At 59.3% G+C, this 22,811-nt stretch carries 25 protein-coding genes and 1 pseudogene; 12 read left to right on the plus strand and 14 right to left on the minus strand.

Features of this window, described 5'->3' with window-relative positions:
* Positions 1-31: 31 nt before the first annotated feature.
* Positions 32-208 carry a DUF7331 family protein gene (locus EGH21_RS21085; RefSeq protein WP_220620384.1) on the minus strand — a complete coding sequence of 59 codons (177 nt, stop codon included), beginning with the start codon at positions 206-208 and terminating at the stop codon, positions 32-34.
* A gap of 171 nt (positions 209-379) precedes the next feature.
* Between EGH21_RS21085 and EGH21_RS21090 the strand changes: the two genes are divergently transcribed.
* Together EGH21_RS21090 and EGH21_RS21095 are read left to right on the plus strand one after the other, a co-directional pair.
* Positions 380-1,243: an SDR family oxidoreductase gene (locus EGH21_RS21090; RefSeq protein ID WP_220620385.1), complete on the plus strand. Its 864-nt coding sequence runs from the start codon at positions 380-382 to the stop codon at positions 1,241-1,243.
* Positions 1,236-2,216 carry a patatin-like phospholipase family protein gene (locus EGH21_RS21095; RefSeq protein ID WP_220620386.1) on the plus strand — a complete coding sequence of 327 codons (981 nt, stop codon included), beginning with the start codon at positions 1,236-1,238 and terminating at the stop codon, positions 2,214-2,216. The genes EGH21_RS21090 and EGH21_RS21095 overlap by 8 nt, the downstream gene beginning before the upstream one ends.
* On the opposite strand, the gene EGH21_RS21100 is transcribed toward EGH21_RS21095, so the two are convergent.
* Positions 2,213-3,238, minus strand: a complete 1,026-nt coding sequence (locus EGH21_RS21100; RefSeq protein WP_220620387.1) for an NAD(P)/FAD-dependent oxidoreductase — start codon at positions 3,236-3,238, stop codon at positions 2,213-2,215. The genes EGH21_RS21095 and EGH21_RS21100 overlap by 4 nt on opposite strands.
* Before the next feature lie 130 nt (positions 3,239-3,368).
* Here EGH21_RS21100 and EGH21_RS21105 point away from each other — a divergent pair, with 130 nt between their 5' ends.
* Positions 3,369-3,899, plus strand: a complete 531-nt coding sequence (locus tag EGH21_RS21105) for a peroxiredoxin family protein (RefSeq protein WP_328765734.1) — start codon at positions 3,369-3,371, stop codon at positions 3,897-3,899.
* Between the two features lie 8 nt (positions 3,900-3,907).
* Here the strand turns inward: EGH21_RS21105 and EGH21_RS21110 are convergent, their stop codons facing one another.
* Both EGH21_RS21110 and EGH21_RS21115 read right to left on the minus strand, forming a co-directional pair.
* Positions 3,908-4,228 carry a DUF7521 family protein gene (locus EGH21_RS21110; RefSeq protein ID WP_220620388.1) on the minus strand — a complete coding sequence of 107 codons (321 nt, stop codon included), beginning with the start codon at positions 4,226-4,228 and terminating at the stop codon, positions 3,908-3,910.
* A complete protein-coding gene (locus tag EGH21_RS21115) occupies positions 4,228-4,494 on the minus strand; it encodes a helix-turn-helix domain-containing protein (protein ID WP_220620389.1) in 267 nt (88 codons plus the stop codon). Before EGH21_RS21115 ends, EGH21_RS21110 begins: the two co-directional genes overlap by 1 nt.
* 381 nt (positions 4,495-4,875) lie before the next feature.
* On the opposite strand from EGH21_RS21115, the gene EGH21_RS21120 reads away from it, so the two are divergent.
* Together EGH21_RS21120 and EGH21_RS21125 are read left to right on the plus strand one after the other, a co-directional pair.
* Entirely contained in the window at positions 4,876-5,862 is a 987-nt protein-coding gene (locus tag EGH21_RS21120; RefSeq protein ID WP_220620390.1) for a hypothetical protein, read from the plus strand.
* A 7-nt stretch (positions 5,863-5,869) separates the two neighbouring features.
* Positions 5,870-7,627, plus strand: a complete 1,758-nt coding sequence (locus EGH21_RS21125) for a carbamoyltransferase family protein (protein ID WP_220620391.1) — start codon at positions 5,870-5,872, stop codon at positions 7,625-7,627.
* Here the strand turns inward: EGH21_RS21125 and EGH21_RS21130 are convergent.
* The 4 genes from EGH21_RS21130 to EGH21_RS21145 form a co-directional block, all read right to left on the minus strand.
* Positions 7,624-8,991 (minus strand): dihydrolipoyl dehydrogenase, encoded by a 1,368-nt coding sequence (locus EGH21_RS21130; RefSeq protein WP_220620392.1) that lies wholly within the window; start codon positions 8,989-8,991, stop codon positions 7,624-7,626. The two genes, EGH21_RS21125 and EGH21_RS21130, sit on opposite strands and share 4 nt — an antisense overlap.
* Complete coding sequence (locus tag EGH21_RS21135) at positions 8,988-9,371, minus strand: winged helix-turn-helix transcriptional regulator (RefSeq protein ID WP_220620393.1); 384 nt, start codon at positions 9,369-9,371, stop codon at positions 8,988-8,990. Before EGH21_RS21135 ends, EGH21_RS21130 begins: the two co-directional genes overlap by 4 nt.
* Positions 9,372-9,472: 101 nt before the next feature.
* The gene (locus EGH21_RS21140) at positions 9,473-10,087 is read right to left on the minus strand and encodes a helix-turn-helix domain-containing protein (protein ID WP_220620394.1); all 615 of its coding nucleotides are present in this window, start codon (positions 10,085-10,087) and stop codon (positions 9,473-9,475) included.
* A gap of 70 nt (positions 10,088-10,157) precedes the next feature.
* A complete protein-coding gene (locus EGH21_RS21145; protein ID WP_220620395.1) occupies positions 10,158-10,415 on the minus strand; it encodes a hypothetical protein in 258 nt (85 codons plus the stop codon).
* 472 nt (positions 10,416-10,887) lie between these two features.
* Between EGH21_RS21145 and EGH21_RS21150 the strand changes: the two genes are divergently transcribed.
* Complete coding sequence (locus tag EGH21_RS21150) at positions 10,888-11,067, plus strand: DUF7331 family protein (RefSeq protein WP_220620396.1); 180 nt, start codon at positions 10,888-10,890, stop codon at positions 11,065-11,067.
* A gap of 249 nt (positions 11,068-11,316) precedes the next feature.
* Positions 11,317-12,279, plus strand: coding sequence for a hypothetical protein (locus EGH21_RS21155; protein WP_220620397.1), 963 nt, complete (start codon positions 11,317-11,319; stop codon positions 12,277-12,279).
* A gap of 156 nt (positions 12,280-12,435) precedes the next feature.
* On the opposite strand, the gene EGH21_RS21160 is transcribed toward EGH21_RS21155, so the two are convergent.
* Positions 12,436-12,651: a hypothetical protein gene (locus EGH21_RS21160; protein WP_220620398.1), complete on the minus strand. Its 216-nt coding sequence runs from the start codon at positions 12,649-12,651 to the stop codon at positions 12,436-12,438.
* Between the two features lie 879 nt (positions 12,652-13,530).
* Here EGH21_RS21160 and EGH21_RS21165 point away from each other — a divergent pair.
* Positions 13,531-14,043 carry an HTH domain-containing protein gene (locus EGH21_RS21165; RefSeq protein WP_220620399.1) on the plus strand — a complete coding sequence of 171 codons (513 nt, stop codon included), beginning with the start codon at positions 13,531-13,533 and terminating at the stop codon, positions 14,041-14,043.
* Between the two features lies 1 nt (position 14,044).
* Here EGH21_RS21165 and EGH21_RS21170 read toward each other — a convergent pair whose 3' ends face one another.
* Both EGH21_RS21170 and EGH21_RS21175 read right to left on the minus strand, forming a co-directional pair.
* Positions 14,045-14,344: a hypothetical protein gene (locus tag EGH21_RS21170; protein ID WP_220620400.1), complete on the minus strand. Its 300-nt coding sequence runs from the start codon at positions 14,342-14,344 to the stop codon at positions 14,045-14,047.
* Positions 14,345-14,648: 304 nt separating this feature from the next.
* Positions 14,649-17,327: a bacterio-opsin activator domain-containing protein gene (locus EGH21_RS21175; RefSeq protein ID WP_268899097.1), complete on the minus strand. Its 2,679-nt coding sequence runs from the start codon at positions 17,325-17,327 to the stop codon at positions 14,649-14,651.
* 78 nt (positions 17,328-17,405) lie between these two features.
* On the opposite strand from EGH21_RS21175, the gene EGH21_RS21180 reads away from it, so the two are divergent.
* Positions 17,406-18,236, plus strand: a complete 831-nt coding sequence (locus EGH21_RS21180) for an IS5 family transposase (protein ID WP_220620402.1) — start codon at positions 17,406-17,408, stop codon at positions 18,234-18,236.
* A gap of 21 nt (positions 18,237-18,257) precedes the next feature.
* Here EGH21_RS21180 and EGH21_RS24630 read toward each other — a convergent pair whose 3' ends face one another.
* A complete protein-coding gene (locus EGH21_RS24630) occupies positions 18,258-18,545 on the minus strand; it encodes a PAS domain-containing protein (RefSeq protein WP_328765735.1) in 288 nt (95 codons plus the stop codon).
* A gap of 18 nt (positions 18,546-18,563) precedes the next feature.
* A pseudogene (locus EGH21_RS24805) lies at positions 18,564-18,947 on the minus strand (PAS domain-containing protein); the annotation flags it as partial.
* Positions 18,948-19,827: 880 nt separating this feature from the next.
* Between EGH21_RS24805 and EGH21_RS21190 the strand changes: the two are divergent.
* A complete protein-coding gene (locus EGH21_RS21190) occupies positions 19,828-20,208 on the plus strand; it encodes a winged helix-turn-helix transcriptional regulator (protein ID WP_236035743.1) in 381 nt (126 codons plus the stop codon).
* Positions 20,209-20,277: 69 nt separating this feature from the next.
* On the plus strand, positions 20,278-20,505 hold the full coding sequence (locus EGH21_RS24895; protein ID WP_483867068.1) for a DUF8028 family protein: 228 nt from the start codon (positions 20,278-20,280) through the stop codon (positions 20,503-20,505).
* Here the strand turns inward: EGH21_RS24895 and EGH21_RS24810 are convergent.
* Positions 20,502-21,065, minus strand: coding sequence for a DUF7344 domain-containing protein (locus tag EGH21_RS24810; protein WP_425433323.1), 564 nt, complete (start codon positions 21,063-21,065; stop codon positions 20,502-20,504). The two genes, EGH21_RS24895 and EGH21_RS24810, sit on opposite strands and share 4 nt — an antisense overlap.
* An 878-nt stretch (positions 21,066-21,943) precedes the next feature.
* Between EGH21_RS24810 and EGH21_RS21200 the strand changes: the two genes are divergently transcribed.
* A complete protein-coding gene (locus tag EGH21_RS21200) occupies positions 21,944-22,741 on the plus strand; it encodes a helix-turn-helix transcriptional regulator (RefSeq protein ID WP_220620406.1) in 798 nt (265 codons plus the stop codon).
* Positions 22,742-22,811: the final 70 nt, after the last annotated feature.

Raw genomic sequence — 22,811 nt, forward strand, 5'->3', positions numbered from 1 at the left:
CTCATACGGCCCTCCGAGGAGCAGTCGATGACTATCGCCACGTGTCGAGGTTGACCGACTTGGTAGCCTGAACCCACGCATCCTCTTCGTTTTCGTCGTAGATGATGGTATCTTCGTCCGACGTGACGTGAGTGTACCTCGTGTAATCGCCCACCACGGGGCCGGTAGTTGGGAACCTCTCGTGCCTATCGCCAGTCTTCGTGGACATAGTGTGGTGCCTCCGTCACGTTTCGATGTACTATCTACTTACCTAAAGTATCTCGCTAACTGCTAGCTCACCTTGTTCCTGTGACGAAACCGACGACGACGGATATTCGGCGTTACCCCAACGTGAGATGGAGTTATGAACACGAACTGTCTCTATCTATCCGAGTACACGATGCCCGACCAAGAGATGGACTTATCCGCTCCGGAGTTGACTCCTGATGACCTGCTTCGCATCGATGACCCGTACTTCGACACCGATTCCGTCGCACTGGTGACCGGTGCCGCGTCCGGTATCGGCCGTGCGACCGCCGTCGCACTGGCGAGCAATGGATTGACGGTCGTCGGTGCCGATATCGATGCCGAAGGACTGGACGGGACTGGCGACGTTGTCTCCGAGTTTGACGCCGGGGGTGCGTTCCACGGCGTCGAAACGGACCTGACGGACGACGAGGACGTAGAGGCGGTGGTCGAGGCAGCCGCCGAGGAGGGTGATCTTCGGTTTGTCGCGAACATCGCCGGTATGCAGCATATTGCCAGCATTGCAGAGTTCCCGATGGAGAAGTACGACCTCTTGCTCGACATCATGCTGCGATCGCCGTTCAAAACCGCACAGGCAGCAATTCCCCACATCGAAGCGACAGACGACGACGTCGGCGCAATCGCGAACATGTCTTCGGTCCACGGCCACTATGCGACGAAAGACAAACCGGCATACATCGCCGCGAAACACGGGCTGACCGGCCTGACGCGTGCTATCGCCGCCGAGGGTAACGGGACACTCCGCGGGTTCTCTGTGAGCGTCGGATACGTGCTGACGCCGCTGATGATCAATCAGATAGAGGATACCGCCGCGGAGCGCGGGATCTCTAAGCAGGAGGTCATCGAGGATGTGATGCTGGGACAGGCCCGCACCAAAGAGATGATGGCGCCAGCAGAGGTGGCCAATCTCTTCGTATTCGGCTTTTCCAGCCACGCAAAACACCTCAACGGTGGCGATCTACTGTTCGATGGTGGCTACGTCCACACCTATGAGTGAAGAGCGTGACCCGACCCGTGTCGCCATCGCCTGCCAGGGTGGTGGCAGCCATACCGCATTCACAGCAGGTGTCCTCCGAGAGATTCTGGCCCACTGGGACGACGACCGATACGACCTCGTGGGCATCAGCGGCAGTTCCGGTGGGGCGTTCAACGCACTCGCGATGTGGTACGGCTTGCTGACTGGCGACGCCGACGACGCGGCGGATATCCTCGAGGGCATCTGGTCGGACATGGCCGTCGACGGGCCAAGCGATCAGTGGCTCAACACCTGGGTGACGGGTCTCTCCCGGATGGAGAGTGCCGGTTTCGCTATTCCCTCGGTGAGTCCCTCACAGCTTCCGATGCCGGAACTCGGGAAACAACGTATTCGCACAGTACTGGAGCGCTATATCGACTTCGAAACAATTCCCGAGCTCTGTCAACGCGATGCGCCTGACCTCGTCGTCGGGACAGTCAATATCAACGCTGGCGTGTTCGAGACGTTCACGAACGAGGACGTGTCCGTCGACGCTGTCTTGGCATCAGCAGCAGTGCCGAACCTGTTCGAGGCCGTCAAAATACATGGCCACTACCACTGGGACGGGCTGTTCTCGCAGAACCCGCCGGTCAGCGACCTGATGGACCAGCCACCCGGCCGCAAGCCCGAGGAACTGTGGGTGATTCAAGTGAACCCCCAGACGTTCGAGGGCGAACCGACGACGAGTGAAGTCATCGCGGACCGTCGCAACGAGCTATCGGGGAACATCTCGCTCAATCAGGAGCTGGGGTTCATCCAGCGAGTCAACGACTGGGTCGATGACGGTAAACTCCCCGCCGACGAATTCACGAAGACCGAGATTCACCGCATCGAGATGGGGAAACGGTTCCACTGTTCCACGAAGGTAGACCGCGACCCGGCGTTCCTCGCCGAACTCCAAGAGTTGGGTCGTGAGCGCGCCCAGGAGTTCCTCGACCAACGGGACGCGATTTAGTCCCCGCCGTAGGTGTGGAAATCCACGGCCTGTTCGAGCAGTTCGTCCGGGATGCCTGGCACTTCTTCGGAGCGCACCGGCCCCTGTTCGTCGAGCAGTTCGGGGTCTCGCGGGAAGTCACGGAGTTCGAAGTGGATGTCGATGCCGGCCTTCGCGCCCTGCCCCAGCGCAACCGGGAGTTGGTTGTGGCCCGGCGTCATATCCCCGACAGCGTAGACACCGTCGACGTCCGTCCGGCCGTGGTCGTCGACGGCAACAGTCCCGTCGTCGTTGATGTCACAGCCGAGTTCGCGGGCCAGTCCGTTGTTGTACTCGGCGCCGTACATTGCGAACCCGCCTTTGTACTCTCGTACCGTTCCGTCTTCGAACTCCAAGGCCTTCAGCCACCCGTCCTCCCCGTTTTGGATGCCAGTCACGTCCTCGTGGATGACGTCGATGGGATGCCGGTCAAGCATCCCGTCCGTCTCGTCGCTCCACTCGGGATCGTGGCCGCGCGTAAGCAGGTCGACCTCGTCGGTGAAGTTCAGCATGATACCGGCGACGTGGGCGGCGCTCTCGGCGTGACCCATCACATACACCGACTCGTCGACGAACATGTGGGCATCACAGTGCAGACAGTAGTGGAGGCCACGCCCGGTCCGGGGAAGTGGCGGCTCCGGCCGAACGTCGTTGAACCCCGTCGCGAGGACGGCCGCCTCGGCGTCGTACTCGGCACTGTTGCCGGCCAGCCGGACTCCGTCGTCTTCGGTGGGTGCACACGACTGGACCATGTCCTGGTGGAGGTCACAGCCGTACTCTTCCAGCTGCTCGCGGCCAGCGCTCAGGAACTCCATGCCGCTCGTATCTTCGGTCACGCCCAGCAGGTTGTGGACCTCCTGCATCATCGCCGCGCGGCCTCCGCCACGATTAATCACGGCGGTCCGGTGGCCGAGCCGTGTGGCGTACAATGCTGCAGTCATCCCTGCGGGCCCGCCACCGACGACGACGACGTCGTACTCGTAGCGTGACTGATCGTCACTCATGAGTGACCCATAAACACGATATGAATAAAAAGCTAGACGTAGAGGAACCAGGATAACGTCATCGTCGCCCTGTTACCTCTGCCTTACTCCGTCGTTCATACGCGTTCACCGTATAGTAACAATCGTACCCGTGACTCCCGAAATCTCGGATTTCGAACTCCCGAACGTCGGTGTCGGTCCGGACCCGCTATCACTGAGCGACGTGGACACAGCAACGGATTTCGCCGTCTTGCTATTTCTACGGGACTATCACTGCCCAAAATGCAAGACACAGGTCGAGTCGATGGCCGAGGAGGCGCGCCGATTTAACGAACTCAACGCCGCAGTCGTACCGATTCTGCCGGAACCGGTTGAGAGGGCCCGGTCGTGGAAGGAGAACTTCGAGACCGAATTCCCGTTTCCACTGCTCGCCGACGGTGACAAACGCGTCGCCGAAGCGTACGACCAGCCGACCCAGTACGGTCCCGTGGGCTCGCTCCACGACCTCATCGGTCGTCTCCCACAGAGTCTCGTCCTGGACCTTCGGGGCGAGGTTGCCGAAGTGGTGTTCACCCATCGTGGCGACGCTGTCGGCGACAGACCGTCCGTATCGGAACTGATCGACGAGGTTGAGTCGGTACAGGAATCGTTCGTGTTCGACTGCTCGCTGGTCGACTGCTGATGATGTCGTCAGTCCCGGTTCCTGGTCTCGGGCGTCTCCGTCTCTGTCGGCCGCCCACCGGTGCCGGGTGCGTACAGCGAAACGACGATGAGTGACATCCCCAGACCGACGAATCCTGTCTGAATCGTGCCGGAGAGCAGTGTCGAGAAGTGAAGCACGTCGTAGCAGATTCCTTCGAGGACTGACCCGACGCTGAGAAGCGTGAATCCGCCCGCAACGAGTAGCATCCGCTGACTACGTTCACGACGAGCAGCCCGATACCCCTGGAATGCGATTACCAGCCCGAGTACGACAATCAGGGCCTTCGCCGCGAGCAATCCAAAGAACATCAGTCCCACCCCGACTGCATTGCGTCCCACATCGTCCGGAGACGGTCCGGCGCGTCGTCGCGCCGGTCGACGTCGATCGATAGATCACCGTCGTCGAGACTGATCGAGAGACGGTCCAGATTCGACTCGAACCGTCTGTAATGATTCCCGTCGGACTCCAGCTCTGTCCGCTCGCGAAGCAGGCCGAATTCGAGTAGGTCCTCGATACGCCGATAGATGGTCGCTAGCGATGCGTCACAGTGTGGTTCCAGCGACTGAGCCGACATTGGCTCGCAGTCGGCGACAACCAAGATACGTTTCACTACGTCGTCGCTGAGTAGGTCAAGTATACGATCGTTCGCCCCCTCGGTTCCAGCCATACAAGTATCCCCATCTCGGGGTTTCAGGAACTTACTTAATACCTGTATAAGAAGTCGAATGACCGTTCACGACGTGATTCGTGCGGCTGATACAGCGCGTTCGCAGCCAGTGCGAACGCGCGCCCCGATTTATCTCCGGTAGCGTTCTCTCCCAAGATATGAGTGCCGGCGCAACCAGCCCGGCCAGCTCATGAGATACTGATACGAACTCATGCAAACGCAGCACACCTCGCCTACAGCCGTGCTCGAACAGCGTTCTGAACACATCATCACGTCGTCAGAGGACAGATGAACGACAAGCACCCAACGCGGAGACGCGTACTGTTGGGCGCGGGCACGCTCGCCGGATTGGCGGGTTGTACCGGGCTCGGCGCCAAAGAGTCGGCGACGTCGGAGACGGAGACGACTCAGCGGGAGGCCACGGATACCCCGTCACCAACTGAGACAGCATCCCCGACGTCGACGGAAGAGGACGCACCGGGATACATCGAAGATCACTGGCACGGACGGCTCTTTTTCGAAATCGACGGTGACATCGTCGACTTCGTGAAGCCGAAGTACTATCTCGACAACATCGAGGACGAACGCCCGGAGACGGTGTACTTCCACTTTCACGAGTCAGCTCACGCGCCGAACGAGTGGAGCAACGAGAAGCAAGTAATTACATTCGGGCGCGCACTGAACCTCTTGCCCGGCATCGAGTACACACAGCGAGATGGTGAACACGTCGTCAGCTACGAAGGGGCGACCTATGACGGCACCAACGACGGGACGGACGTGTCGATACACCGCGGCACCGAACGAATAGACCCGACGACCTACGAAGTAGAAAACGGTGACAATTTCTGGGTCAGTGTCCGGACAGCGGACGGTTCGACAGACGATTCCGAGCGGTCCGGACAGCTCGTCGTCGACGTGAACAACCGTCGACTGAACGAGGGCGGCGAGACGTTCCGTGGCGTCGACACTGATCGGTTCGAGTTCCGCGACGACGGCGAGCGATACCGGTGGTACAACACCGGGGACCCAGTGACGGTGGCCGAAGCGCTCGGAGCGCTACCGAACGTGGAGTACAGACAGGATAGCGCCGGCGAGCACGTCTTCGAGTACGGGGTTGGCGGCGACTACGGCGGCACCTATCACGACGCCGCTGACGCGACGAAGATACTCGTCCGTCAGCGGGCAACTGCGGTCGATCCGACGACGTACGAACTACAGGACGGCGATGTCATCTGGGTGTACGTCCACACCGAGAAGGCACCCGACAACCACTGATACGACTATGAGCACCTACACTTTGGCCTTCAAACCGGCAATCGGGCTGTACGGTCAACACGACCCAAGCGCAGCGCTTTTCGAGGATGGAGACCTCGTTTTCGCCGTCGAGGAGGAACGACTCTCGCGGGAGAAACACGCTGTCGACACCTTCCCGGAGCGCGCCATCCGGGCAGCGCTCGATTACGCCAGCATCGACTTGCCGGCGGTAGACCGCGTGGTACTCCCGTACGACCCGTCGCTGCGGTCGAACATTCTCTCTCACTACGTCCGCGACGCGGTTCGGGTGGACGGCCCATTGCGGAAGCTGACCGCGATAGAAAACGTCGTCAAGACGCAGCTAGAGAGTCGTTTCGCTCCGACGCGGCGCATCGAGTCGCGACTGGCAGATATCGGAACACCGGTACCGCCGATAGAGACCCGCTCGCATCACGCGTCTCACGCCGCGAGCGCGTTCCACCCGTCGGGGTTCGACGAGGCGCTCGTACTCACCGTCGACGCCAAAGGCGAGTACGACGCGACGGTCGTCTGGCACGGTGACGAGGACGGGCTGGAACGGGTCCGGACGTACGAGCACCCCAACAGCCTGGGGCTCTTCTTTGCCACCATTACGGAGTATCTGGGTTACCGTATGTTCAACGGCGAGGGGAAAGTAATGGGACTCGCACCGTATGGCGAGGACAACCCCGACATCGAAGCCACGCTCCGCTCGCTCGTCGACACCGGCGTCGACTACGACGTGACTGAGCTCACCCGGCGCTGGGGCACCGGATACGGCGTCAGACGGCTCGAAGACGCCTTCGGTCGGGACCGGAAAGACACTCCAGAAGAGTTCACGCAGTGGGAGCGAGATCTCGCACACACCGCACAGAAACTCCTCGAGGAGACGGTGCTGGACATCGTTGAGCGACACGCCGAGGTGGCCGGAACCGCGAACCTCACCCTCGCTGGCGGCGTCGCGCTGAACTGTAAGCTGAACAAGCGCCTCCGGGAGTCGCCGACCGTCGACGAGATGTTCGTCCAGCCGGTCGCACACGACGCCGGACTGGCGCTCGGTGCGGGATTGCTCGACCAGCGGCCATCAGAGGTGCCGACGATGGAGACGGTCTACCACGGACCGTCGTACGACGCGGACGACATCCGGACCGTCCTCGAGACGAACAAGATAGCCTACAGCGAACCGGACGACGTTGAGCGCCACGTCGCCGAACGTCTCGCTGACGGCGCGCTGGTCGGCTGGTTCAACGGGCGCCTCGAACTCGGGCCGCGCGCGCTCGGCAACCGGAGCATTCTGGCCGACCCACGGAGTATCGACTCCCGAGACAGAGTGAACCGGTACGTCAAACACCGGGAGGAGTGGCGGCCCTTCGCGCCCTCGATGCTCGAAGGGGCGGTCGAGGAATACCTCGTCGACGGCGAACGGGCCCCGTTCATGATCTCGGCGTTCGACGTCAGGCCCGAGAAGCGCGACGAGATTCCGGGCGCCCTCCACCCTGCTGACGACACGACGCGGCCCCAAACTGTCAACGCCCGCCAGAACCCTCGGTATCACCGCCTCATCTCCGAGTTCGAGGCGCTCACCGGTGTCCCGGTCGTGTTGAACACCTCGTTCAACGACCACGCCGAACCGATCGTCAACACGCCCACGGAGGCGTTGAAAGACTTCTTTGGGATGGGACTGGACGTGCTGGTCCTGCAAGACATGGTCGTCACGAAAACGGACGCGGCTATCAAGCGCGAACCGCGCTCTGTCCAGTCACTCTAGACCGGTACGTCGTCGAACGCGTACTCGACGACCTTGTTCAGCGTCGGATGGGCGTGGATGGTGTCGGTGATGTCCGAGACGTGTCCCGACCCGGCCCGCATCGCCACGACAGCCTCGTGAATCATTGTCGTCGCCTCGTAACCAAGCGCGTGGACGCCCAGAATCTCGCCGTCGGGAGCGGCCAGTACTTTCACGAACCCGTCGTCGAGTTTCTTCGCACGGCCCATGGGCGTGTCCGGCAGGTCCGCTCGGCCGACGATGTACTCGCTGTCGGCGTCCTGCAGGTCTCGCTCCGTCTCGCCGACGCCGGCCATCTGGGGTTCGGTGAAGATGGCGTGGGGCATCGCAGTGAAGTCGGCCACCCTGTCACCGTCGTGGACCACGTTCTCGATGGTGACCTGCGTCTCGTAGTCACCGGAGTGTTTGAACATCGCGTTGTCCGCGATGTCGCCCTGCGCCCAGACCCCATCGGCCGACGTCTCCAGCCTGCCGTTCGTGATGATGAATCCGTTGTCGTCGGTCTCGATGCCCGAAGCCTCGACGTCAAGCGTATCGGTGTTGGGACGGCGACCCAGCGCCACCAGCAGGTCCTCACCGGACACAGCGACAGTCTCTCCATCCTCGGTCTCGGCGTGGACGGTCACGCTGTCCCCGTCGCTCTCGACGCCGGTCGCACGGTGGCCGGTGTAGACCTCGTGGCGCTCGCCGGCGATATCTGTGAACGTCTCCGCCACGTCCGGGTCCTCTCGAGGGACCAGCGTCTCCATCATTTCGACGATAGTCACGTCGGTACCCAGCGACTCGAAAAAGTACCCCAGCTCGACGGCGATGTACCCTCCACCCAGAATCACGAGTGAATCGGGCTGGTCCCGGCGGTAGAGCGCGTCCTGGCTGGTCATGTACTCGACGTCCTCAAGTCCGTCGATAGGGGGGACCAGCGGCCTGCTTCCGGCGGCGACGACGACCCTGTCGGCGCTAACGCGCTCGCCGTCGACCGCCACGGTCCGTTCGTCGACGAAGGTCGCTTCGTGCTTGTACAACGTCAGATGCTCTTTCTGACGGTAGCTGTCTTCCATCCCCTCGGCCAGCGGAGAGAGCGTCTCGTCCATGTCGTCGACGATGGCCTCGTAGTCGACGTCGTCCAGTGAGGCTTCGACGAAGAACTTCTCGGCGTCTCTGACGTGATTCGCGGCCGTCGCCGCCTGTATGAGCATCTTCGACGGGTTACACCCACGGTTCAGACAGGTTCCCCCGAGCGGGCCGGGTTCGACTAGCGCCGTTTCCAGTCCCGCGTCGGCGGCCGCCGCCGCGACGTTGTTGCCAGTCCCACCGCCGATGACGAGAACATCGTAGTGGTCCGTCATCGGTCACCCTCCACGAGCCCGTGTTCGGTGTCCCAGTGTACGATGGCGTCGACGACTGGCTCAAGACCGCTCCCACGCTCGGTCAACGAATACTCGACGCGAACCGGTTGGTCGCTGACGATGTCCCGGCTGACCAGCCCCTGGTCTTCGAGTGACGAGAGACTCTCGGAGAGCATCTTCGAGGAGACACCGTCGAGGTGGTTTTTCAGGCTGCTGAACCCCATCGGACCGTCCGCCAGCAGGTAGTAGACGATTCGGAGATGCCACTTGCGGCCGAGGACCTCGTGGGCGGCCCCGAACGCCGAGTCCGGGTCGGAAAAGTGCCTTCTGTCGGTCGTCTCGATTCGGTTCCACGTGGCGGTCGGCGATTCGGAACTCATAGTCTATCCGAACAGTAAACCGGAACGGTTCTTAGTCCACTCCGGATACACACCACGACCTCAGATCTCCGATAGATTTTTATACCCGGGTCGACGCCGAATTACTCGTCAGTCTTATTGTCCGAGAACCGCTCCCAGAACACCGTGTCGAGTCCCTCATCGTAGTCCTCGTTCTGATAATCTGCTTTCGTGAGGTTGGCCTCCTCAATGAGGCTGGCGGCTTCGCCGGCCCACGTATAGAACCCCACGAGCGTCTCTTCGCGCATCTCCTCAAGGTCGATAGAGTGGTAGACGTTGACGTATCCCCCCGTTTCACGGTTCAATTGCGTCTTTTCGAGAAGGCCGAACTCAACGAGTTCGTTGAGATACATTCTGACAGTCCCCTCTTCGTAATCGAGTCGATCGGCCAATTCGCCCGGTGACAGGGGCCCGTCGCCGATGACGCACAGACAGATGTCCAGTCCCGGTTTGGGGAGCCCGAAGGCGTCGAGTAACACCTGTCGCACGTCTGGCGGCCGGATGTCGAGACGAGACTCCGTGACTCGCTCCATCGTCTCACCGTGGCAGGTCATTCCGCCGTCGCAATCTTGCATCGTGAGAACGACGTTGTTGCAGTCCACACAGCGGTAGATTGCGTACTCGCGGTCGCGCAGGTCTACTTCGCGTCGGCTGTTGTCGTCGCCAGATCCCCAATCCGGGGTCTCGTTTTCACTCATAATTCGATGTTCCCCCTCCGGGGCAGTATCGTATCGTTCCACCACTACCGTAATGAAAGTTATAGTCGGCTCACTCGTCGACGACGTCGACGACTACGTTCTCCAGTTCGATATCCAGTTCGAGGAACTGTCGCCCCGTTACCGTCGGTCGGACGCCGCTCTCGGTCCATTCTACGAACTCGGACCGGCAGAGCGTATTCAGAACGGGTGTCACGCGGTCGGGCGTCGTTTCGGCCGCCTCCGCGATGGTGTGGGTAGACACAGGCCGGTCGGTACTCTTGTAGATGTCGGACACCACTTCGAGGATACCATCCGGAGACATAGTCATTTTGAGCACCAGTCGGTACGTGGAGATAGACCCAAGCCCGTTCAAATAGATTGCTTACGCGACCGATACGGCCTTACGCCGAGTACACCAGACGGCATCCGAGGGGTCCGACCGACCAGAGCAGTTCCCGACCGCACATTGGAACCGACTAGGGATCCGCTCCAGTGTCCACCGCCCTCACTCAACCGACGACTTCGGGAAACTGATCGTTGATGGGTGTGTCCACTTTCGAAGAGGGGTGTCCTAACCCGCAGGTAGTAGCATTTCCGGGTTGTAATTTCGTTTCTATCGATATCAGCGTATATCTATTCGCTATCCACCGACTGTACGTTTATATCTCCGTATTACAGTGTCCGAAGTTCCATGTGTGTAGGCATATGGTGGTGACGTAACGGTATTACCGCTACGTTCGGGACCAATTAAATGTACCCAGAACGTAGCTACGACTACACCCGAAAATCGGTTGAGAACGATGTCAACGAAAACCAGCGACTCCACCGACCGACTCCCGACGGCAGGTCCAGATACGGGAACGTTCGACCGTTACAAGGCCGTGATTACGGACGACGGCGAGTTCCTCATCTACGACGTCGAATCAGAGGACGCGTGGATTCAATCACAGGTGGCGGTAAAACTGGAGACGTATCGATAGTGGACGAGATGAACGTGTGCGCTGACTGGCCCTTGAACGACGTGGGCGCCGCTACCAGATCGGTCACCACCCAGCCAGTCAGTTACCGCGTGAAAACAGTCTTTCCGTCGAAAATCCGCCTACGACACAGTTACTGAATAGTTATATTAACCGAGAGAAAACTGTGAACAGCGGCAACAGTGACACACCGAGTGGTCGTGACCCCGCGAGAACTGGGCTGAGACCACACCAGTCACGAACTCGAAACCCATGCGCAAAATTTCACGACGGACGGTCATCGGACGATTCGGGGCGGCTATCGTAGGCATCGCGAGTGTCGGCACCGGCGCGGGGCGTTCGACCGACGACGTACACGACGCCCTCGAAGAACTCTACGAGTCGTTCGTGGACCTCGAAGCAGAGGTAGAGAGCACGGTGAACGTACTCGACGAAATGGACGTCGACCGGGATTTTAATCCCACCGAGCTACCGGACTTCGATGACGAACTCGGAAGCCCCGGTTTCGACGGGTTTTCTGAAGACCCGGATTTTGACGGCGAGGGGCCGTCTCCGGACTTCGACGGCGGAGACGACACGCCGGGTCTCGACGACGTTGACGACGACCTCGTCATTAACGGCGTCCCAGTCGGGCAGATGGAGTCGCTGGACCAGGTCAACGAGTCGGTGCTCTCTCAGTTTGACGGCAGAGTCATTGTCAACGGTGTGCCCCTCGGACGGGCGAGCGAAGCCCACACTGGGACGGCGAACGATTCGGCCACGACTGCAGGTGCAGACGTCAGCGGTGGGACGACCAACAGCACCGCAAATGGGGCTTCCAATAGCAGCGAACAGGTTGTCGCCGACGGTGTTGGAGGCGACATCTCGGGGAACCCCACTGGCAGTCGCCAGAGCGATAGCGACGAGCAAACGGTGGCCATCGAACGGATTCGAGCCCGGACGGCCCTCGCCGACGTTCGCGAGGAGGTCGCCGAGGTCGCGACTGTCCTTGACGAAATCAGGACCAGCCAGTACACTATCGTACGACAAGAGAGTCAGCGGGCCCACGCACTGCTCGACGATGTTCAGAAGGCCGTCGACACGACCGAGCGACGACTCGGGGCTAACCGAAGCGGTCTCGTCGAACCGATGAAACGAGTGGCGAACCAGCTAAACGAACGCATCGATCATCTCGAAGAGCTACTGGGCGACTTCGACGACGGGTTCGGGCCTTGAGCACTCGAGTCCGAGCCAAGTCCCTACCCCTGCCGGTTAACCGTCTCTTGTTCGACTAATGACCGGGGTTCGGTGTCGAAAAATCACGACCATGAGACGAGAGCCGTCAGCGAGGACGTCTCGGTTCGAGAGTAGTATTGCCGGACGACCGAATCCTCAGGACTGTTCGCCTCGTTCTGCCGGGTCCGTTCGGAATTCGGGGTCAGTCTCGTTGAATTCGGTCCGGAAGTCGGAGTCGATATCTTCGTCGAACTCGACGTCGAAATCCGGGTCTACCTGCTCACCGCTCGCGACAGTCTCGTTGGAGTCGCTGTCCATCGTCGGTTGGTACTCCCACTCGTCGCCGTTGCACGGACTAGATGCCCCGGTCATACAGATACCGAACTCGTCGGACTCCCGCTCGACGGCCGACGATTCGTTTCGAAACTGCGGCGGATCTCCCGGGTCAGTCGGTGCCTCGCCGGGAAACGCAAGCGACCGTGCACTCACCGTGCCCATCACGGAAGCGCCTATTATCAGTATCGCGATAGTGACTGCCGCTGATTGAACGATTATCCGAGTTTGTTTGTCTCGCATCATGCTGGAAACCGTGCGCACGTACCACAAAGGAGGTTCAGTATCAAATACCTAATACAACTGCCAGGTAACGTGGTATCTCGATAGTCAGCCACGGTAGCAAGTTCAAAGCGTTAGGATGATATCACGGGCGACCGAGACTCAGATGTCGTCACTCATCGTCTTCCGCGTCGAAAAAAAAAGCCGCGATGGCACACACGTTTTAGCCGGAGCGTGGTTGGGGGAATAGGGATGACAGTGTCGTTATGAGCACACCCGTCGGCGAGGGTAGGGGGATCCGACATTTGGGACGTTCGTGCGTACCATCTGTCTGTTGGACGATGAGATATTTTATTGTTTTGTACCGAAGAGTAATCGGGTTACCGATAGATCAGAACGCCACAACGAGGGATGGTTGGTTCGGTGGGGAGATCCCATTGAGACCCGGGGCTACGATCTTTGGGCTCGGTACGCCTATGTGCTAAGGTGTGCTCTTTTTATCAGTCCCCCTCAACAATTCATGTTGATTACGTATGGATAGTGGACAAATCACGCACATGCGGGCTAACGCTGTGCGGCACGAATTGAACGGTGAACTTGACGAGACCGGTCAACGAACGCGACCCGATGTCTCCCATAGCCTGACGGTCGGGGGCCTACTTCAAAAAGGAGAGGCTGGAATTAAAACCCGAAGCGATGGTCAACTTCGGTGACTACGACACGCTGTCCGTGACGGTCTGGCTGCGCCGAGCAGCGTCTACTACCAGCGATCGGTCAGAACTTCTGGCCCGCCTCAGGGAGCTGGAACGTGATGGGGTCATCCAGGACCTTTCGGTGAACAACTGGAGCAAACAGATCGAATGTGATCCGGAGTACCGAGTGCACGGGTCCAACGAGGAGATACGGCACAGACTCGCGGAGTTTCAGGACTGGGCCGATGAAGAGGGTCACGAGCTAGAACCCGCGTTTCGGTGGTGTGAGACGACATCGCTAGCCACGGACGAAACGAAGGAAGTGGTCACCCTCCCCGTGACGTGTATCGAAGTACGTGGTGACGGCGAGTTGCTGGCGGTGTTTCCCTGTACGAGCGACGGAAATACGAACAGCGTCGCTGACTGTGTCACCGGGCTAGAGAAACTCGCGGCCCATGCAGACGACTCCGTCGCGGAGCAAGCGGAGTCGACAGGCCGTCCCCCCTCAGGCAGGTGATTTACCGGCGGTCAGTTGCATCCTCCCCGACGTCGAAAAACGACGAGAGTGACCGCAGCGAAGGGGGAGAAGTCACGAACGAGACAGCGACGAAGGCGAGGAGACTTGCCAGGACTCCGGGAACCACCGGGTCACCGACTAGCGCGTCCGCTCTTGCCGGGACGAAACTGTAGATGTTGGTGGCAGCGTGCCAGACGACGACAGTCGAGAAGCCGACTGTCATACCCACGATGCCACCCTGCGTCGTCGCTCGTTTCCAGTGCAGTCCGAGGAGAAACGGGACGGCGAACGTGCCGCCCATCAGTGAGGCCTGTAGGATGGCGATGAACTGGACGAGTCAACCGACGAGTTCGCGGTTCAAGGCGGGTACGGCCGGGGCTGTGCCCGTGAGAAGGACGGCCAGTCGGTTCACGATGAGCTTCTGGCGTTCCGTCGCGGACTGATGGACTAGCTCCCCGTGACACTCGCCGCGATAGGCGCCCCGGCCAACGGTTCAGACGCGTCACCAGCCCGGTTGGTCGCCAGCGTCGGTTCCTGTGTCGTGATAGGATAATAGGGTTGGCTGTCGTAGTCGACAGTCGTTGCGGAGAAGCACTCCAGACCGGCTAGTCGAACAGCGTGGACAGCAGTTTCCACTCGGCCAGACGGAGATGCTGGTGAAGCGTCGACGAGGAGATGTCCAGCCGGTCTGCAACTTCCTCGGCCGTACTCTCGCGTGGCCAGTCGAAGTAGCCAGCCTCGTACGCGTTCTCGAGAACGGCCTGCTGGCGGTCAGTTAGTTTACCTTCGATAGTCTCCCGGAACTCGCCGACACTCTTTCCACCGCGCTTGCGCTCCCGCTTTGCTACGAGTTCCGAGTCGGGGTACAGCTGCTGGAACCGGTCGACGACGTCACGGATGTCCGCGCTCTGTGGGACTTCGAGGACTACTTCGCCCTCGCCGTGCCTGCCGATAGCAGTCTGGATACTGGCGCCCGTCGTCGCGAGTTCCTGTGCGAGCGCTCGCGTCTGAATCAACTCCAGCAAACACTCCGCATCGTTCTCGCTGACGAGTTCGGCACGTTCGACGCTGTCGAGTTCTTCCGCCACTGCGGCCGGGTCCTCCGAACCGGTGTCCTGTATCCGGAGGTAACAGCGGACACTCCCGCCGTCCGCGGGTTCGGCTATCTCGAGTCGACAGTTGCAGTCGAGACGGTCGGAGACGGCGACGACGAGGCTACGGGGGTCCCGGACCTCGAACCTGAGTTCGGTAATACGATTCGACAGCAACACCTGTCGGTTCTGGACGGCGTTGATGGCGAACCCCGCTGTTTCACCGAGCAGTTCGAACTCCTCTTTCGGGCTCCGTTTGAACGTCTCGGAGCGAGTGGTTTTGAGTATCAGAACACCGTAGATGCGCGTGCCGTACGAGAGTGGGATGGCAGCGACTGTCTCGAACTCCTCCAACTCACTGAGAACAATGTCCGAGGCCGCGTCCATCTCTTCGTCAGATACGCGGTACTGTCGGACTGTCTCGACGTCACCGGTCTGGACTGCGTTGAGGACCGTGTCCGCACCGGCTTTGAACAGGTCGATGCCCGCTGTCGCCTGCAGTGTCTCGGCGTCGGTCCCTGCGCTGGCTCGTGGAATGATTTCCTCCGTCTCCCTGTCGACTTCACCGACCCAGGCGTACTCGTAGAGGTCCGACTCGACGAGGCGCTCACAGATAGCGGTCTCTATCTCGTCGCGAGTCGCTGCGTCGACTAGCGACTGGATAATCTCTCTCACGACGGTGTTTATCCGATTGACCCACGTCAGTTCGTCTCGCCCGTCGCGGAGTTCCTGCTCGCGCTCCAACCGTTCAAGGGCGATTCCCAGTGCAGTCCCCAACAGTCGGACAAACTCTACGACGTCATCGTCGGGCGTCTCTCCGATGTCCATAAGTACGGACAGGGACCCGTAGTCCCGCAGTGGCACATGGAGACTCGCGTACGCTGCCGCTTCAGCGGCCGGTTCGTGTGCGTCGGCCGATTTGATAACTGGTTCACCACGACGGTACGCCGTGCCCGCGTAGGTTGCGTCGAGGTCGTAGGCGGGCCGTGACTCCAGTAGTGACTTGGCACTGTCGGTCATCGCATCGAGTTCGAGCGTGTTTGCCTCCCGGTCGAACAGCCGTATAGCAGCCACGTCGAACGGGAGACAGTCCGTGACGATATCTGTCCCGAGTCGAGATATCTCGTCCCAGCTTTCGGCTTGCATCAACTTCTGGTTCAGTTCGTTCAGTGCCTTGAGCCGTCGCTCTTGGGCCTTTCGGTCACTGATGTCAGAACAGACGTTCACGTACCCTCCCTCGTCGAGTCGCGTCAGTGCGACGCCGAGGTCCACGGCACTGCCGTCGCGGCGGATACCCGTCAGCTCCCCCCGCCAAGCTCCCGCGTCGGTAACTGACGGAATGACCTCGGTCTGCATCCGTTCGACGCTGTCGCCGTCGAGGAGCTCCTGCCACCCCTGTTGGACGAGTGTCTCACGGTCCTCGTAATCGAAGATGTCGGCGTAGGCGGGGTTCACATAGACGAATTCGGCGTCCTTGTCGAGTATCGCGATACCGTCGTTAGCGGCCTCGACTGCGGCCGACCGACGGCGCTCGGTCCGCTCACTCTCTAATCGGTCGAGCGCTGTCTCCGCGTTACCAGCGACGATTCGAAGCAGGCTCCGAATGGAAGAGGTGAGTTGCCCGCTCTCGGTAGCGCCGATACCCAAGAGACCGTGTTCACCGAGCGGCAACAGGAACCGGCTCTCGAGCGAGAACTCTGGGTGCGCCGGGTTCTCGATGGCCCCATAGTCCGAGATGAACTGCTGCTCACCGGTATGGAAAGCCTGTATTTCGACGGTCTCCGGTCCGATATCGAACTGCGCCGCGTCGTGCCCATCCTTGACCATCGCCTCAATTTCGTCGCTGACCTCGACAGGCTTCAGACGGTCCGTCTCTGGGTCCGGTACCCAGACTGCTGCCGCCGGACAGTCGAGGACACGCTGGACGATGTTGAGAACGACTGTAGCTACTTCTGAAACCGATTCGGCAGTGATGAGTTCACTCGTGGTCTTCGTCAGCGCTTCGAGTCGGGCCTCGTACTCTGTCTGTTCCGAGATGTCCCTGACGCTGGCCAGAATGTACGAACTCCCCGTGGTGGTGACTCTCGTCGCGGACACCTCGGCCGGAATCCGAGTGCCTTCACAGGTGTGGCAGCTCAGGTCGTCGGTCCATCCTTCTCCGACTTGCATGACACGGTCGATGAACGAGTTCAACGGCTGTGTTGAATCACTAGACGGCGTCGGAATAGGTCGCTAAATCGAAGGAGTTGAAGCGGGAGACTTCAGTTGTTCATGACCCAAATCTCCCGCTTCACTAGCGAAATCGTCCCGATTTCTCAAAGAGTTACTGGCGATGGAGACGAATCCGCCGCCCCAGAAGGTGGCGGCGGATTCGCCGACTACGCCCTCGTTTCCCTGCACTGTCTGCGGATTTACCTCGATACGTCCTACCGGATGACCATCGACCTGCTCAAGGAGATGCCACAAATAACCGGGGAGATCGGCCTTGACGCAGCCGATCTCCCCTCACCGTCCACGTTGTGTAAAGCGTTCGATCGGATCAGTATGAGTATCTGCCGAGTGTTGCTGCGCCAGTCGGCGCAGCTACACGATCCTTCGAAACACGCCGCTATTGACGCTACATTCTACGAACGCTCAGCAGCGAGCCGACACTACTGTCAGCGAATAAGCTACCGCGTGCAGAAGCTGAAAGTCACGAAACTCGTCGACACAGAGACGCAAGCAGTCCTTGACGTACACTGTTCGACGACTCGGGAAGGAAGCGACGCAGACCTCGCTGAGCAGATCGCCCGCCGGAACGCGGGCGATCTGCGGTCTCTGGCGGCTGACAAAGGCTACGACAAGCAAGCGCTCCGCGAAGCACTGCGTGAACTCGGCATCAGACCACTCATCAAGCACCGTATCTTCGCTCCGTACGACCACGCTCACAACGCCAGAATCGACAAACAACGCTACAATCAGCGCTCAATGACTGAGACCGTCAATTCGGCTGTGAAGCGCTCGCTCGGCTTCGCCGTGCGATCGCGTTCCTGGTTCCGTGAGTTCCGAGAAATCGCTCTGATGTGTGTCGTCTACAACATCAAGCGGGCTGTGAAACAGTGAATTCCACCGCCTTATGGCGATTCAACACAGCCAGTTCAACCGATCCATATCGTCGGGATGGACGTCCTCGAGAGTGAGCGACAGGAGTTCCGCTCGGTCGTAGCCGAGCAGTGAACACGCGCGCACGTTACAGTCGACGAACGTACCGTCTTCCGGGTCGAACACGAGGATAGCGTCGTTGACTGTCTCGAACGCCTCCCCACCAATCGCCTCACGAAACGCGTCTCCAGAGGGCCGTTCCCAGCCACCACGTTCGATAGAGAGAGCGAAGAATTGCCGTTCGTTTTGCGCACTTTCCGAGAGAGACACCGACAGCGGTCCATCTGGCCCACGCACCGTAACTGTCCCGCGATGTGACTCCCCATGGGTGAGAGGTCGGTCCCGCAGTTCGTCCAGTGATAGACCATCGGTGTCGTTTGAGAGCACACTATCGACAGATTGTCCTTCGATAGCGGCAATATCGACGTTGAGTAATTCACCAGCAGATTCGTTCGCGTACACAACCTGACCAGTTTCGTCTGCCACGAGGATACTCGTAGTCATATCGTCGACTACCCGACCCAAGAACTCACATCGGGTCTGACTGTCTAATGACATACACTCCTCGCCGCGTGGCTGTTCGGATGTTCGTCTGGAGCTATTCGTGAATCGGACACGACGGGTCGCACAGAGAACAATGATGCTATCGTTACATATAGTTCGCCCCCTCATGTTTCTCTTATGCACAGGCGTCGGGTATCGACTTCTACCGTCATGCCTCCGATTGCAGGGCAGAGACAGAATGGCGGTCCGTTCGTCTATGTATTATTTCACTTATTTTGATGTTTCGTGAGGATACTATCCGTATTTGCCGCTTATTTCGCTCGCCCGATACCGACTGAACTGCGTTACCGTACGGCTATTGGTTTGATTATTCGATTCTTTTGTGTGGTAAGGAGTTCGGTACGATACGGTCGGTCGCTCTGAAACGGGCCGAACATAGCTCCTATCCTTCTCAATCGTCTTCATCACGAGCTGCACTCGTCGTGCGGCGGCCCTTCGCCCGTTACTTGCCCACTCCGAAGCTAGTAACACGAGTACGCATGTTAGAAAATATGGGTCTCAGAGTTCGGTCCGGTGTCTGTGGTAGGCCGGGTGAATTGGTACGTGGTGAGGGATCTGCAATCGCACATTCTAGATTACCGGACGCTGACCCGGCCGACTATTGTTGGTTGGACAGTCGACTCTCGACAGACACCCATTCGTTGTCGTCGGGATCTGACGCGCTGGAATCGTTCTGCTGCGAGGAGCTACCCGGATACGTCAGATCGAGAAGAAGGAGCCAAACCGCGTCGGTCGCCGCATAGGTCGCCAAGCAAGCCACCCACTGTTACCCTCCTGAGCAGCGTTCGTGAGTGTTCCAGAGAGTTGAGACAGAACGTGGGCGGCGATTATAGAGACGGTACTTCATCGAATAGTTGATTACGATGGGACGGACGTTTCGGCTTTTGGTGTCCACGTCAGCTGCTCCCAAACTATGTTGGGTGGGCGAGTACCAGAGTGGTCGGTACAAGGGATATGATACCACAGTCTAAAGGTTAGTGTGGATACCATGTGTCCCGACCGCAAAGCGACTGCCGCTGCCGCCGAGCACAGTGATATACAGAACAGGCCGAGACAGCCAGAATCAGTACGCACGCGCAACGAGTTGTTGTCACTTTCAGACGTTCTCGGACGGAAGTGGAGTCTCGTCATCGTACACGAACTTCTTCGAGACGGTCCACTCGGGTTCAGCGACTTGCTTACCGAAATCAACGACATCTCCAGTAAAGTTCTCTCGGAGAGTCTCGACAACTTAGAGGAGGCCGGATTCGTCGAGCGTACTATCGTCAGTGAGCGACCGTTCCGCGTGGAGTACTCCCTGACCAACCGTGGCATCGCACTCGATTCGGTTATCGACAAAGTTCGGGAGGGGGCAATCAATGTCACCTGATCGCCAGTTCCTGCCCAGCACCGATCACGGACAGCGGCCCCACACGCAACACCCCATCTGTTCCGAGCGATGACTGTCGTTCCGAAGCAGGTTCGCCCCACGTCCGGTATGATCAAGCGAGTCGAACACTACGTCCGAGCGGTAGTGACTCGAGTAGGGTTCTGGCTCGCTATCACACTCCCCTTTTTATACATTCCGTTGCTGGCGACAGGCCTCGAAACTCTCCCGATGATCGAGGCGTTCATTTTTCTCTTGCTACTGCACGCTGGCACAGTGTACGTCGGTCAGTGGTACTAATTATACGCTTCGTTCATCGACCGACCTGGGTTCCAGCCCTTCTTTTTTCGCTCGACGACGAAGTGGACGGACGCCAGCAATAGAAACGACACAGCTACGACCAACAGTACGTTTTCGAGCGGCCAGAGACCGGGGAACGGTGTGACACTGGCAGAGAGCAGGCCGATGTCGAACACTGCGACCAACAAATAATACAAATACCAGTCGGGTCCTGTCCGACGTCCGGCGAGATACGGTTCTATCTGCGTGATGGTGTCGCCGGACGCGACGGTCTGTTCGTCCGTGTCGTAGTCGACGAGTCCCGCGCTAGAGAGCTTCGGCACGTGTGACTGATAGAGTGAAACGTACATTCGGCGTCGTTCGTCGACAGTCAATTCCTCTCGCGGTTTGTCGTTCTCCCATGCAGCGACAGACTTTGCGAGGTCGATTAATCCCACCGGTTCCTCTGTACGCCGTAGGTATTCCAGAATGAATCTGCGGCGTTTGTTGCTGAGTATGTGGAAGATTTCGTCTCGCGAGAGTCGGTTTTCGTCGTTGGACTTGTGAGCGGGTGCTGACATTTGTATCGGTCGGATGGACGTGTTCGACGACGGGGAGTGATACGCACGAGCGACCGGGAGACGTCAGTTCGGTCTTCGATACCGGGTATGACGTTGTTTTGATTAAAATAATATAATATTTTACGTACGTGACGGTGAGTCGCTCACGACACGGTCAGAGCGTAACGTCGCAGTAGGCTTGATTCGCCAGAAGGCACAGTAGAAGTTGTCTCGCGATACTACTGTCCAGACGACCACTGCAAAGGGGTGTCCGTTCTGCGGACGAGCGTCACTACCCGGGCCGTCTCGATAGCTGCTGCCGTGCGGACTGGTCCTGCGGGCTGGGGGCCAACAATCACATCGTCTGCTGTTCGCTCGGTCTCGTACAACCCCTGCTCGTCGGCGTGCCACGTGAGGAATAGCGTCGAGTCAGCCATATCACAGCGGAGGCAGGCATCGAGGGGACGGTTCTGCAGACTGTACAACCAATCGGTCAGCGGGAGGCCGGACCGGGAGCAATGCGACTGGACCCGCGAAAGCGGGGCCGGCAGAGGATCTAGCGTGTCAGTTCGTCTGGGCCTGTCGTGTGCAGGGTGGTCTGTGGTCATAGTCGGGTCGCACGTGTGAGGCGAACAGACTCCGGGGCGGTCAGGATGTGTCGCACCTTCTTCAGAGATTGCTCGGAGGCTGGTCACGTGGTAGCATCACTGGACCGGATCGAACGGATTTGCGCTTACGAGTACGCATCTACGTACAGGAGTCTATATCTTAAACGTTGGACTACCAACTCTAATTCACTATCTTCGCGGTAAGTCGATTTCAGACCGATATCGACAGCAGGCAGCGGGGGGACCAAACAGCTAAACGTCCGAACACCGTTATTCTAGAGGAGGAACAGCATGGTCGAAGACACAGGGAGGGACACCGACGAGGCCGTAGACATCGTCTCGCGGCGCGCGTCAGTCATCGACTGTCTGATGGACGGCCCCAAGTACAACCGGGATATCCGGGACGCTCTAGATGTCTCGCGGTCGACGGCGTACAAGGCTACGTCGGAACTGGAGAGGTTACAACTAGTCCGCCGAGGTGATGACGGTCACGAATTGACCGTGTTCGGACGACTTCTCTACGACGAATATCGACGCTTCCGCGACAGAGCCGACGACGTTTGCCGTACCGGTGGACTACTGGCCGTTCTCCCGCCGGACGTCGAGATACCGTTCGATGTCGTAAAAGACGCCGAAATATCACTCTCGAAGCGGCACGCACCGAACGAACCAGTCCGAGAAATCGAGCGTCTCGTCGAGGCAGCGTCCTCGGTGAACGGGACTGCACCGGTCGTGTTGCCACGCTACGTCGAACTGTTCTCTCGACAGGTCCTGTCCGGTGAACTGGAGGCCGAGCTTGTGTGGGAACGACCGGTCTTCGAATATCTCATTACAGATTACGAAGAAGATTTCACCGCGGCCTTAGAGATAGACGATCTCCGTGGCTGGGTGACCGACGCCGAACTCCCGTACGGATTACTAGTTGTCGAAGAGCCAACACAGGAAATCGCAATCATCGTTTACGACGACACTGGAGACATAGAGGGAGTGCTGATCAATGACTCAGACCGAGCGTACGCGTGGGGGCGTGACCGGTGGGAAGAGTACCTCAGCTCCGCGACCCGCCCGGTATCGGATACGGAGAGATAGACGGCTGGCTCTCGAAAGCCGTGGCATGGCTGGCTGTCGACGTGGACAGAGCGGTCGTCAGCGCGCTCAC

The organism is Haloarcula rubra, from assembly GCF_019599465.1.
Classification (GTDB): domain Archaea; phylum Halobacteriota; class Halobacteria; order Halobacteriales; family Haloarculaceae; genus Haloarcula; species Haloarcula rubra.